Annotated in this window: 12 protein-coding genes; 5 read left to right on the top strand and 7 right to left on the bottom strand. The window is 73.2% G+C overall.

Going from position 1 to position 11838, the window contains the following annotated elements; translation table 11 throughout:
• Positions 1-15: 15 nt before the first annotated feature.
• Together AB0G50_RS14420 and AB0G50_RS14415 are read left to right on the top strand one after the other, a co-directional pair.
• The gene (locus AB0G50_RS14420; RefSeq protein ID WP_360107234.1) at positions 16-270 is read left to right on the top strand and encodes a hypothetical protein; all 255 of its coding nucleotides are present in this window, start codon (positions 16-18) and stop codon (positions 268-270) included.
• A complete protein-coding gene (locus AB0G50_RS14415; RefSeq protein WP_360107231.1) occupies positions 258-836 on the top strand; it encodes a histone deacetylase in 579 nt (192 codons plus the stop codon). The genes AB0G50_RS14420 and AB0G50_RS14415 overlap by 13 nt, the downstream gene beginning before the upstream one ends.
• Here AB0G50_RS14415 and AB0G50_RS14410 read toward each other — a convergent pair.
• The 5 genes from AB0G50_RS14410 to AB0G50_RS14390 all read right to left on the bottom strand — a co-directional run bounded on the left by AB0G50_RS14410 (position 814) and on the right by AB0G50_RS14390 (position 6945).
• Positions 814-1851: a GDSL-type esterase/lipase family protein gene (locus AB0G50_RS14410; RefSeq protein ID WP_360107229.1), complete on the bottom strand. Its 1038-nt coding sequence runs from the start codon at positions 1849-1851 to the stop codon at positions 814-816. The two genes, AB0G50_RS14415 and AB0G50_RS14410, sit on opposite strands and share 23 nt — an antisense overlap.
• 186 nt (positions 1852-2037) lie before the next feature.
• Positions 2038-2676, bottom strand: a complete 639-nt coding sequence (locus AB0G50_RS14405; RefSeq protein WP_360107226.1) for an ATP-binding cassette domain-containing protein — start codon at positions 2674-2676, stop codon at positions 2038-2040.
• Positions 2673-3326 (bottom strand): ATP-binding cassette domain-containing protein, encoded by a 654-nt coding sequence (locus AB0G50_RS14400; protein WP_360107223.1) that lies wholly within the window; start codon positions 3324-3326, stop codon positions 2673-2675. Before AB0G50_RS14400 ends, AB0G50_RS14405 begins: the two co-directional genes overlap by 4 nt.
• Positions 3327-3582: 256 nt before the next feature.
• Positions 3583-6030 carry an ABC transporter permease gene (locus AB0G50_RS14395; protein ID WP_360107220.1) on the bottom strand — a complete coding sequence of 816 codons (2448 nt, stop codon included), beginning with the start codon at positions 6028-6030 and terminating at the stop codon, positions 3583-3585.
• A gap of 27 nt (positions 6031-6057) precedes the next feature.
• A complete protein-coding gene (locus tag AB0G50_RS14390) occupies positions 6058-6945 on the bottom strand; it encodes an NAD-dependent protein deacetylase (protein ID WP_360107217.1) in 888 nt (295 codons plus the stop codon).
• Between the two features lie 76 nt (positions 6946-7021).
• Between AB0G50_RS14390 and AB0G50_RS14385 the strand changes: the two genes are divergently transcribed.
• Both AB0G50_RS14385 and AB0G50_RS14380 read left to right on the top strand, forming a co-directional pair.
• Positions 7022-7531, top strand: a complete 510-nt coding sequence (locus AB0G50_RS14385; protein ID WP_360107214.1) for a hypothetical protein — start codon at positions 7022-7024, stop codon at positions 7529-7531.
• Between the two features lie 41 nt (positions 7532-7572).
• On the top strand, positions 7573-8298 hold the full coding sequence (locus AB0G50_RS14380; RefSeq protein ID WP_360107211.1) for a hypothetical protein: 726 nt from the start codon (positions 7573-7575) through the stop codon (positions 8296-8298).
• Between the two features lie 13 nt (positions 8299-8311).
• Here the strand turns inward: AB0G50_RS14380 and AB0G50_RS14375 are convergent, their stop codons facing one another.
• Positions 8312-9073, bottom strand: a complete 762-nt coding sequence (locus tag AB0G50_RS14375) for an alpha/beta hydrolase (protein ID WP_360107208.1) — start codon at positions 9071-9073, stop codon at positions 8312-8314.
• A 105-nt stretch (positions 9074-9178) separates the two neighbouring features.
• On the opposite strand from AB0G50_RS14375, the gene AB0G50_RS14370 reads away from it, so the two are divergent.
• A complete protein-coding gene (locus AB0G50_RS14370) occupies positions 9179-10738 on the top strand; it encodes a cellulose binding domain-containing protein (protein ID WP_360107205.1) in 1560 nt (519 codons plus the stop codon).
• Positions 10739-10797: 59 nt separating this feature from the next.
• Here AB0G50_RS14370 and AB0G50_RS14365 read toward each other — a convergent pair whose 3' ends face one another.
• Positions 10798-11631 carry a serine/threonine-protein kinase gene (locus tag AB0G50_RS14365; protein WP_360107202.1) on the bottom strand — a complete coding sequence of 278 codons (834 nt, stop codon included), beginning with the start codon at positions 11629-11631 and terminating at the stop codon, positions 10798-10800.
• Positions 11632-11838: the final 207 nt, after the last annotated feature.

Here is an 11838-nt window from a genome sequence, read left to right as displayed (position 1 = left end):
GGGGATCATCAGGCCATGTTGGAGTTCACCGAGGACAACGGCGCCTACGAGTGGTGGATCGCGGCAAACCCCAATCAGTTCGTGATCAACGCCGAGTCGAGTCTGCGGTTGGACAGCATGGTGCTGCACAAGGCGACCTGCCGGACGATCAACGGCACGCCCGCCAACGGCGGCGCGTGGATCGGCGCGTACGTCAAGATCTGCGGCACCCGGCGGGAGCTGGAAGCCCGCTACCCCACCGCGAAACCGTGCGGGCTGTGCCTGCGGTGAGCCTGGTCTGGTACGTCGCGTACGGCTCCAACACCCGCGCCGCCCGGTTCGACCGCTACCTCGCGGGCGGCACGCCGGAGGGCGCGGCGCGGTGCTACCCGGGTTGCCGGGACCGTACGCCGCCGCGCGCGTCGGTCGCGTTCGCGGTGCCGGGCGGGATCTACTTCGCCACCCGGTCGCCGGTGTGGGGCGGCGGGAGGGCGTTCTACGACCCCGCGCTGCCCGGCACGGCGGCTGTGCGGGCGTACCTGATCACCGTCGGCCAGTTCTCCGACGTGGCCGCGCAGGAGATGTACCGGGAGCCGGGGGAGACCCTGGACCTGGCGGAGGTGCTGGCGCACGGGCGGGTCGAGCTGGGACCGGGTCGGTACGAGACGCTGCTGTGCCTCGGCGAGCGCGACGGGCACCCGCTGCTGACGTTCACCGCGCCCTGGTCGGCGGCGGAGGCGGAGCGGGTCGCGCCGTCGGCGGCCTACCTCGCCACCATCGCCGACGGGTTGCGCGAGTCGCACGGCTGGGACGACGCGCGGACCGCGGCCTACCTCAGCGCGGCAGCACGGGCGTGAGGTCGCCGTTCTCGTCCGGTTGGCACTGCGCCGACGGCGCCTCGGTTTTGAGGAACTCGGTCATGCAGCGGCCGAACTGCTCGTAGCCGCGCGCGTTGGGGTGGAACGACTCCTGCAACGCGTGCCGGGCGCGACCCTCGTCGCGCAGGCCGTCGAAGTCGACCGTGAGCCGGGTGAACCACTCGGTGCCCGGGTCGCGCCCGCCGCTGCACGCCTCGTGCTTCGCGCCCGCCTGCGACAGGTCGAGGAACCGCGCGCCCACCGCCGCCGCGGCCTTGCCGAGCCCGGTGGACAGCTGGTTCACCGCCGTCTCCCGCACCCACTTCAGGTCGCCGGTCCGCAGTGGACAGCCGGACAGGTTCTGGAGGTCCACCGGCACGCCGGGCGCCACCGGTGAGGCGTAGGACTGGAGCACCAGCTGGTACGAGCGCTGCGTGTAGCCCTCGTCGCGCAGCGTGGAGGTGATGTCCCGCAACGCTTTCTCGACCTTCGGGACCATCCGCGACACCCGGTCGCGCCACTCGTCGGCCATCGTCGCCGAGCAGTCGGTCTTGCGGTCGAACCACGAGCGCAGGCACGCGCCCAGCACGTCGGAGAAGCGCGGGTCGTCGTTCGCGCCGACCGCGACGAGCACCGTCGTCACGCGGTACTGGCGGGCGATCGCGGCCAGCTGCCGGGACTGCGAGCCCTCCGTGTTGCGGATCTGGTCGGTCCGGCCGACCTGCTCGGCGTTCGAGCCCGAGCACGCCAGGTTGAACACCTTGTCGACGGCGACCTTCGTGCGCCACACCGACGCCTTGAGCGAGCGGTGGCACCAGTTGTCGCCCTCGCCGTCGGTGCCCGGCTCGTAACTGCCCGCGCCCTCGCCGGACATGGTGCTGTCGCCCAGCGCCACCATCGCGGTGGGCGCGGACCTGCCCGGTCCCGGCGCGGACGGGAACGGCGAGTCGCTCACCACGACGAGCAGCGCGAGCAGCGGCAGCACCAGCACGACGGCCAGGAATCGACGGAGCATCACCACCCATCCTACGGACACCCGTCCCACCGGGAGGGTCGGCGTGCGCTCCGCCGCTGACCGCCGGTGTGGGAGGCGGGGTGGGCGTCGGCTCGGATCGGTCCACCCCGCGGTGCGTGTGGCTCGGCCGGCGGATCCGCGTTCGTCGAGGGACCGGTGGGCACGCGGCCCGTTCGGGAGCGGCGGCTAGTCCGCGGCCACGCGGCCGTTCGCCAGGACCACCGTGCGGTCGGCCGCGCGGTGCACCTCGTCGTGGTGGGTGGCGATCAGCACCGCGGTGCCCGCGTCCGCCGCCCGGCGCAGCACGGCCACCGCGACCGGCGCGCTGTCCTTGTCCAGGTGCGCGGTCGGCTCGTCGGCCAGCAGCACCTTCGGCCCGGCCACCACGGCGCGGGCCAGCGCGGCGCGTTGCTGTTGGCCGAACGAGACCTCGGCGGGGTAGCGGTCGGCGAGGTGGCCGATGCCGAGTTCCGCCAGCAGTTCCGGTACCCGGTCCAGCGAGCCGCCCGAACCCAGCCGGACGGGCAGTGCCACGTTCTCCGCCAGGGTCAGCTCGCCGGCCAGGCCGAGCGCCTGCGGCAGGAGCGCGAGCGTGCGCCACGCCGGGGTGCCCACCAGCACCTCGCCGCACAGCTCGACGGTGCCGGCGTCCGGGCGGTCGAACCCGGACAGCACGGTCAGCAGCGCGCTCTTGCCCGAACCCGACGGTCCGGACAGCGTGACCAGCTCACCGGGCGCGACGTCGAGGTCCACCCCGCGCAGCACGTCCACGACGCCGCCCGGGTGGGCGAACGACCGACGCACCCCGGTCGCCTTGAGGCTCATGCCGCGAGCACCCCGTTCTCCAGGTCGAACCTGGTGTCCGCCAACGCGATCAGCCTCGGGTCGTGCGACGCGACGACCACCGGCACACCCCGCCGCGCGAGGTCCGCCACCGTCTCCAGCACCAGGTCGGCCGACGCGGCGTCCAGTTGCGAGGTCGGCTCGTCGGCCAGCACCACCGCCGACTCGCGCGCCAGCGCGCAGCCGAACGCCAACCGCTGCTGCTGGCCGCCGGACAGCGCCGGCACCCGCCACCCGGCGGTGTCGGGCAAACCCAGCTGTGCCAACAACTCCGGCACGCGCGCGGACCGACCGGAGGCCTGGGCCGCGGCACGCAGGTTGTCGCCGACGGTGAGGTGCCCGACCAGGTTGTCCGCCGGGTTCTGGAACACCAGGGAGATCTCGCGCCGGCGCAACCTCCGGCGGGCCCGGTCCGACAACCGCCCGGTGCCCGCGCCGTGCAGCTCCACGGCGCCGAGCGTGGGTCGTTCGACCAGGCTCAGCACGCGCAGCAGCGTGGACTTGCCCGAACCCGACGGTCCGGCGAGGACGGTCAGCCCGCGCGCCGGCACGTCCAGCGACACGTCGGACACCGCGGTCACCACGCCGCCGGGCGTCCGGTAGCGCACCTCGACCTCGCGTAGTCGCAGCACGTGCTCGGACGCGGATCGGCTGGCCGGGGTGTGCTCGGCGGGATGCGGTCCTGGTGCGCGCTCGGCGGCGGGTCGGCCGTGCCGGGTGGAGTGCGGTCCCGGTGTGTGCTCGGCCGACGGTCGGCCCTCTGGTGCGCGCTCGGTGGCGGGTCGGCCGCCGGGTGCGTGCCGGGCGGGGTGCGGTCCCGGTGCGTGTTCGGCCATGCGGCGGCCCCCTGATGTGTGCTCGGCGGGTGCTTCGGGATCGGTGAAATGGTCAGCCACGGATCAGCTCCCCGATCCCCGCCGTGCGCACCGAGCGCACCGCGATCCACGCCGCCGCCAGCACCACCAGCGCGCTGCCCGCGACCGTCAACCCGGCCAGCGGCAGCACGTCCGGCAGCGCGGGTGTCGGGGTGAGCCGAGGCGCGGGATCCAGTCGGGGCACCGCGATCCCGCTGCTCACCCCGCTCGACACCAGGCCGACGGCGACCGCCGCGACCGCCACCGCGCCCAGTTCCAGCAGGTGGCCTGCCAGCAGGGCGGACGGTCGCAGCCCCATCCGGGTGCTGAACGCGCCGGACACCGCGTTCTGCCGGCGGCGCACCTCCACCGCCAGCAGCAGCGCGATCGCCGCGACCACCGCCAGCACCGCGCCGATCGCCGTGACGAAGCCGAACGTCCACTGGATGGTGAGGAACGGCAAGCCCTGCAACGCCTTCGACCGCACCTCGACGTTGCGGTACTTCACGCCCGCCTCGGTCAGCGCCGCGGTCAGCTCGTCCAGCGACCGGGTCGTCCAGACGTACCAGGAGCCCACCGCGTCGGGCGAGGTGACCGCGGCGCGCGGCACGACCCAGCCGGACGTGCCGACCTTGGGGAAGCTGTCCCGGTGCGCGGTCGGGTTCAGCGGCGGCAGGCCGGGCACCGCGACCTCGCGGCGCGGCGCGTCGCCCACCCGGAACGGGGTGGCCAGCTCGGCGGGCGGGATGTCGTGCAGGAACGCGCCGTCGCCGAACGTGGCCGGGTCGACCACCAGGGCCGTGCGGTCGTCCAGCTTGCTCAGGCCCACGATCGTCGCGCTGCCCTTGAGCGAGTCCGGCAGCACGGTGTCCGCCGAGACCTGGGCGGTGGTGTTCGCGCCCGCGTACATGCCGGACTTGAGCTCCAGGGCGTCGCGCTGCGAGCCCGCGACGCCGCTGCCGACCGCGATCGTGCCGACGGCCAGCACGCCCACCAGCAGCACGCCGGTCACCGGTCCCGCCGCGGCGGCCAGCCTGCGGAGCGCGAGCTGCGCGGTCGGCGTCGACCACAGCGACGCCCGGTGCGACGCGCGCAAGCCCCAGCGGACCAGCCTGGCCGCGAGCAGCGCCGCGGTGAGCACCACGAGCAGCGGGAACGCCAGGGCCGCCGCGTCGATCCGGGGCAGACCGCCGATCTTCTCCGGGGTGGCCAGTCCGCTGGTGCGCACCCGGCTCCAGGCCCACACCGCGACGCCCGCGGTCGCCAGTTCCCACGGCAGCCGGGCGAGCGCGCCGCGGGCCCGGCCGGGTCCACCCGCCTGGAACACCCGGTGCGCGCGGAGCGCGGCGGAGGCCCAGGTGACGACCAGGCTCGCCGCGACGACCGCCGCCACCGCCCACGCCGCGGTCGGCACGGCGCCCGGCGGCAGCGCGTCCGACGGCGCGTAGACGGGCAGCAGCAGTCGGGCCGCGCCCAGTCCGGCCGCGCCGCCGAGCAGCAGGGGCAGGCCGAGTTCGAGCACCGCGCGTCCGCCGAGCGCGGCCGGACCCGAGCCGCGCACCCACAGCAGCCGCAGCTCGGCGTGCCGGCGCTGACCCCACTGCGCGGTGACCGTGGCGACGCCCGCGAGTCCGATCAGGAGGCTGATCAAGGTCAGCGGCAGGATCGCGGAGCGGACGTTGGCCGCGGTCTGCCGGGCGTTCTCCACCACGGGCGCCAGCGGCGCCATGACCCGGAAACCCTTGAGGGGCTTGACCGACTCGGTCCCGGTCGCGAGCAGCGCGGCCGCCTCGTCGAGGGTGCGCGGCTCGGCCGCGGGGAACCGGACGGTGACGTCGACCTGGAGTCCGGACACCGCCGGCGGCAGCGCGGCGAACGACTCGGCGCTGGGCATCCAGACGACGGCGGTGGCCACGTCCTTGCTGCGGCTGATGGTGTTGGGCACCACCTGGGCCCGCTCCGAGCACCACCACGGCGCGAGCGGGTCGCGGACGTCCTGGTAGATCGCGGTGACCGGGGGCAGCGCGCCGCCCAGGCCCCGGTCGCCGACCTTGACGTCCGCGGTGCGGGCGATGCTCTCGGGCACCCACAGGCCGTCCTTCGCTCCGCCCTGGAGCACCGTCAGGTGGTCGGTCGCGCCGGGCCGGAACCCGAACTTCGCGAACGTGGGCCGGCCGCCGAAGTCGGTGCGGGCCTCACGGGTGTAGCGGCCGGCCACCCCCGCGCCGCCGGTACGCTCGGCCACCTCGGCGAGCACCCGGGACGCGGTCGCGGCCGGCACGGTGGCCTCCAGCGACGAGCGCAGCGACTCCGCGCACAGCCGGTCGGCCTGGTAGGCGACGGCGGCGCTGCCGGACGCGGCCGGGTGCAGCACGGCGGCCGCGGTCACGAAACCGATCAGCAGCGCGGTCACCAGGCCGACCAGCAGGGTGAGCGGGCTCGACAGCGCGGCGCGCGGTGCGGCTCTCCACGGGATCTGCACCCGAGGACGGTAACTCGTGAATCAGATTCACAAGGTTGTTTCGGCGAGCCGCGCGCGCAGGGCGGTGAGCGCCTCGCCCAGCGGCAGGTCGACCAGCGCGGTCGCGTGCTCGTCGCCGCGGGTGACTCCCCGGTTGACGATCACCACCGGCTTGCCCGCCAGCGCCGCGCGGCGCACGAACCGCAGCCCGGACATGACGGTGAGCGACGAGCCGAGCACCAGCAGCGCGGTCGACCGGTCGACCAGGTCGTAGCAGTGCTCGACGCGGGCCTTCGGCACGTTCTCGCCGAAGAACACCACGTCCGGCTTGAGCACGCCCGTCGCGCAGTCCGCGCAGCCGACCAGCCGGAACCCGGCCACGTCGGCGTCGGGCAGGTCCACGTCGCCGTCCGGGTTGATCCGGGACGCGGTGCCCGCGAACGCCGGGTTCGCCTCGCGGAACCGGCGGTCCAGCTCCTCGCGCGGGCTGGTGGCCCGGCAGGTCAGGCACACCACCCGGTCCAGGCTGCCGTGCAGCTCCACCACGTCCCGCGCGCCGCCCGCCTGGTGCAGGCCGTCGACGTTCTGCGTGACGACGCCGGACAGGTAGCCGTCGTGCTGGAGCGCGGCGACCGCGCGGTGCCCGTCGTTGGGGTGCGCGCGGGCGATCGTGCGCCACCCGAGGTGGCTGCGCGCCCAGTACCGCCGCCTGCCGTGCTCGCTGCCGGTGAACTCCTCGTAGGTCATCGGGGTGTGCTTGCGCAGACTGCCCTCCGCGCCCCGGTAGTCCGGGATGCCCGACTCGGTGGACAACCCGGCGCCGCTGAGCACCAGCACGCCTCGACCGGCGACCACGTCCACGACCGGGGTCAGGCTCGTGGTCCGCGGCCGCGGCGCGCCGGTCGCGGTCCAGCTCAGGGTGGGCCTCGTCCGCATGCCCTCCAGGGTAGGTCGCCGGCGCCGCGGGCGATTCCCGGGCGGCGGTCGGCGCGCGGTGGCAGGATTTCCGGGCATGGACAGGACTTACGCGCACCTGGGCGCACGGCTGGTCGCCCTCGGCATGGTCGCCGAGGACCGGGCGCGGGAGGTCGCCGCGCCGTTCGGTGACGAGGTGCTCGACGGGTACGACGTGCGGGAGGCGCTGGTCGGGTTCGGCGTGGCGGTGTCCGCGCACACCGGCGACCTGGACGACCTCGAGGACGCCTACCGGGTGTTCCTGGAGGACGCGGCCGCGGTCGGCGGGCAGCGGGTGGCCGACGTCGCGCTGGACGGCGACGAGCTGTCGTTCACCTGGAACGGCAAGGACGTGGTGTGGGGCATCGACCTCGACTCGGCCGAGTACCTCGACCAGCTGACCCTCTACGAGCGGGTCAACGAGCTCGACCCGGCGGACGGCCGGGTGTTCCACGCGCTGGAGTTCGAGGACGGCGACGACGCGGTGTACCTGCTCGCCACGCCCGCGGCCGCGGCCGTCCTGCGCGAGGAGTTCGGGGTGGACTTCGACTCCGCCGAAGGCGAGTAGGTGGGGCCGGGCAGTGCCGCGGCGCACCTATTCTGGGTGACATGGAATCGAACGCCGTGCTGTGGCGGCCCACCGGACGGGTCGAGCGCGACCTGGTCGCCCGGTCCGGGTGGCGGGCGTGGCCGCCGCGACTGCCGGACCAGCCGATCTTCTACCCCGTCACGAACCGGTGGTACGCCACGAAGATCGCCCGGGAGTGGAACGTGCCGGCCGAGGGCGTCGGCCACGTGCTCCGGTTCGAGGTCGACGCGGCGTTCCTGGAGCGCTACCCCGTGCAGCGGGTCGGCGGGCGGGACGTGCTGGAGCACTGGGTGCCCGCCGAGGAGCTGGACGGGTTCAACGAGCGGATCGACGGCCCGATCGTGGAGATCGCCGAGTTCCGCGGACCCGTCGCGGCCGCGGAGTTCGCCCGGGCGGGCGCGGGGTTGGGACGCGAACTGCCGCCGGCGTGGCGGGACTACCTGGGCGGCGCGTCGTGGCTGCGGCGCGGGTGGACCGGTGACGAGCACCACCTGAGCCTGAGCACGCCGGAGGAAACCCTCGCCGCGACCCGGGCGTGGGACCGGGCGGGCGCGCACCCCGGCGCGGCGATCATCGGCGGCGACGGCGCGGGTGAGCACCTGGTGCTCGACCTGCGGGAGGACGAGCCGCCGGTGCTGCTGGTCGGTGTCGCGAGCGCCGGGTGGGAGACGGCGGTGCCGCGGGCGGCCTCGGTGGAGGAGTTGGTGGACCTCGTGGAGGCGGGGGAGTTCGAGTTCTACTGGTGAGGCCCCGCCCGGGTCACCGGGTCAGGAAGTCCAGCAGCACCTGGTCGAAGGCGTCCGGCTGGTCCAGGTTCACCACGTGGCCCGCGCCCGGGATCGTCACGTGCGCCGGCAGCAGCCGGGTGACCCGGCGGATGTCGGAGGAGTCCAGGTCGCCGACGACGCCCAGGGTGCGCGGCGCGAGGTCGTGCACGCGGGCGATCGAGCCGATGTCCACGGGAAGCAGGAAGCCGGTCGGGCCGTGCCGGGCCAGGGTGGCCTCGACGGCGCGTCGACAGGGTTCGCGGACGGCGGCCGGTGTGCGGTCGGGAGTGCGGTGCGGGCCGTCGACCCACAGCCGCAGGAACAGTTCGACGCCCTCGTCCAGTGACCGTGCGCGACCGAGCCGGGCGACCAGGTCGAGCACGTAGGGGTCCTCGAAGACCATGCCGCTGATGCCCGTGGCGACCGCGAGCAGGGCGGTGACGCGGTCCGGGTGGGTGAGCGCGAAGTCGATCGAGGTGCGGGCGCCGAGCGACAGGCCGACCAGCGTCACCCGGTCGAGGGCGAGCGCGTCCAGGAGCCGCAGCAGGTCCACGTAGTGCGCGAACGGCCCGGTGGGGGTGGACGAGCGGCCGTGGCCGCGGGCGTCGTAGCGGACCACGAGGTGGGTGGTCGCGAGCAGTGCGAACTGGCGGTCCCACGTCGTCATGTCCAGGCCGCCGGCGTGCAGCAGGACGACCGGGTCGCCCTCGCCCGCCACCTCGTGCGCGAGCACTCCGTCGTCGATGGTGATCACCGGTCGCACCTCCACTGCTGACGGAATGTTACCGGTACTTGACAGCGGGTCGGTGGTCTAGTCCAATTTTCCCCACCTGGAGGCCGCCACCGCAGGGAGGAAAGCATGTCTCGCAAGGTTCTGCTGGCCAGAGTGGCGGCCGTCGCCGCGCTCGTGGCGGGGGCGGTGGTGGTCGGGTTCTCGCCCGCCTACGCCGCCTCGGTGACCGCGACGTTCGCCAAGACGTCGAGCTGGTCCTCGGGCTACACGGGGCAGTTCTCCATCAAGAACGAGACCAGCACCGCCATCACGTCCTGGCAGGTGGAGTTCGACCTGCCCTCGGGCACCTCCGTCGGCGCGTACTGGGACGCCCTCCAGACGAACTCGAACGGGCACTACGTCTTCAAGAACCGCGACTACAACGCCTCCGTCGCGCCCGGCGCGACCGTGACGTTCGGGTTCAACGGGACCGGCACCGCGGCGCCGGTCAACTGCAAGATCAACGGTGCGTCCTGTGCCGGGCCGCCGATCACCACCACGTCGCCGAACCCGACGACGACGAACGACAACAGCACCACCGCGACGTCACCCACGACGTCGACGACCACGACGTCGCGGACTACGACCACGACGACCACCACCACGACGTCGACCGATCCGGGTGACGGCACGGCGCCGCGCAAGGTGCTCGTCGGGTACCTGCACGCGAGCTTCGCCAACGGGTCCGGGTACATCAAGATGAAGGACGTCTCGGACGACTGGGACTTCATCGACCTGGCGTTCGCCGAGCCGACGTCGGTCACCTCCGGCGAGCTGAAGTTCAACCTGTGCCCGGTCGCCGAGTGCCCGAACGTGGACACCGAGGCCGAGTTCATCGCCGGGATCAAGGCCAAGCAGGCGCAGGGCAAGAAGGTGCTGATCTCGATCGGCGGGCAGAACGGGCAGGTGCAGCTGACCACGACGGCGGCGCGGGACGCGTTCGTGCGGTCGGTCGGCGGCATCATCGACCGGTTCGGGTTGGACGGTCTCGACGTGGACTTCGAGGGGCACTCGCTGTCGTTGAACGCCAACGACACCGACTTCCGCGCGCCCACCACGCCGGTGATCGTGAACCTGATCTCCGCGCTGAAGACGCTGAAGGCCAAGTACGGGGCCAAGTTCCAGCTGACGATGGCGCCGGAGACGTTCTTCGTGCAGGTGGGGTACCAGTTCTACGCGGGCAACGGCGGCGCGGACCCGCGTGCCGGCGCGTACCTGCCGGTGATCCACGCGCTGCGCGACGACCTGACGCTGCTGCACGTGCAGCACTACAACTCCGGGCCGATCATGGGGCTGGACAACCAGTACCACACCATGGGCGGCGCGGACTTCCACGTCGCGATGGCCGACATGGTGCTCCAGGGCTTCCCGGTGCGCGGCGACGCCACCAAGTTCTTCCCCGGGCTGCGGCCCGAGCAGGTGGCGATCGGGCTCCCGGCGTCGATCAACGCGGGCAACGGGTTCACGTCGGTGGCGGACACGCAGACCGCGTTCAAGTGCGTGTCGCTCGGGACGAACTGCGGGTCGTACAAGCCCAAGGCGACCTACCCGAACCTGCGCGGGTTGATGACGTGGTCGATCAACTGGGACAAGTACAACAACTTCGAGTTCTCCAAGGCGCACCGGGCGTTCCTGCCGCGCAAGTAGCGGTCGGTGCGCGTGGATTTCGGGGCCCCGTCACCATTTTTGGTGGCGGGGCCCGTTTTTCAGCGTCCGGCGACGGTGGCGGCGGGGGTGTGCTGGAGGTCGGGGGAGACGATCCAGGACGTGCCCACCAGGCTGAGCACGGCGACCAGCGAGGCGACCAGCACCTTGCGGGAGACACGGGCGGTGAGGACTTCGCCGTCGTCGTCCAGGGGTGCGCCCTTGAAGGTGGCCAGGCAGGCTTTCGCGGTGGGGCGGTTGCGGGGGTTCTTCGAGGTCATCCAGCGGAGGATCTTGCGCAGGTCCGCGGGGATGGTCGGGACGGTCTGCTCGGCGTCGGTCACCGTTCCGGTGAGGCATTCCCGGAGCACGACGCCCAGGGCGTGGATGTCGGCCGCGGTGCCGTGGTTTGCCTCGGGGGCCGCGTAGGGGTGGGTGTTGGGCATGCCGAAGTCGGCCAGGTAGGCGACCTGGTCGTCCTCCACGAGGACGTTGCCCGGGGAGATGTTGCGGTGGGCGGTGCCGTGCTCGTGGAGGTGGGTGAGCGTGGCGGCGATCTGCGCGCCCAGTTTGCGGACCCGGACCGGGGACATGGGGCCGTCGGTCAGGTCCTGGCGGAGGGTGCGGCCTTCCACCAGGTGCATGACGACGAAGGGGCCGTGGTCCGGGTCGGTTCCGGCGTCGTAGACGCTGACCAGGCCGGGGTGGGACATGCAGGCCAGGGTGCGGATGTCGTCGTCGGTGTGGGTGGTGGGGGTGTGGAAGAACTTCAGCGCCACCGGGCGGCGCAGGCGGGAGTCCCAGGCTCGGTGCACGGTGGCGGTTCTGCCCTCGCCGAGCAACCCGTCGAGTCGGTACCTACCGGCCACGAGCCCGACGTGCGCTGCCACAGCCACGACCTACTCCTCCCGGGGGTGTGCTCCTTGTGTGTCGGGGGTGCCCTCTCCGGGCGTGGACAAACGTGAGGGGTGTGTTGACAGGTGACGGCACGACGCGGTCACAGGACAGCGGACCGAAATCGCACGGTCGGTTGCAACCGCGGTGAACGACGCGTGAGCCTGCCAGACATCGACGTCGGGCCGACCGGTCGCCCGACCCGCCAA

It is taken from the genome of Actinosynnema sp. NPDC020468, assembly GCF_040642015.1.
Classification (GTDB): Bacteria; Actinomycetota; Actinomycetes; order Mycobacteriales; family Pseudonocardiaceae; genus Actinosynnema.
The sequence above is the reverse complement of the archived record's forward strand: the minus strand, read 5'-3'. Positions and strand labels throughout refer to the sequence as shown.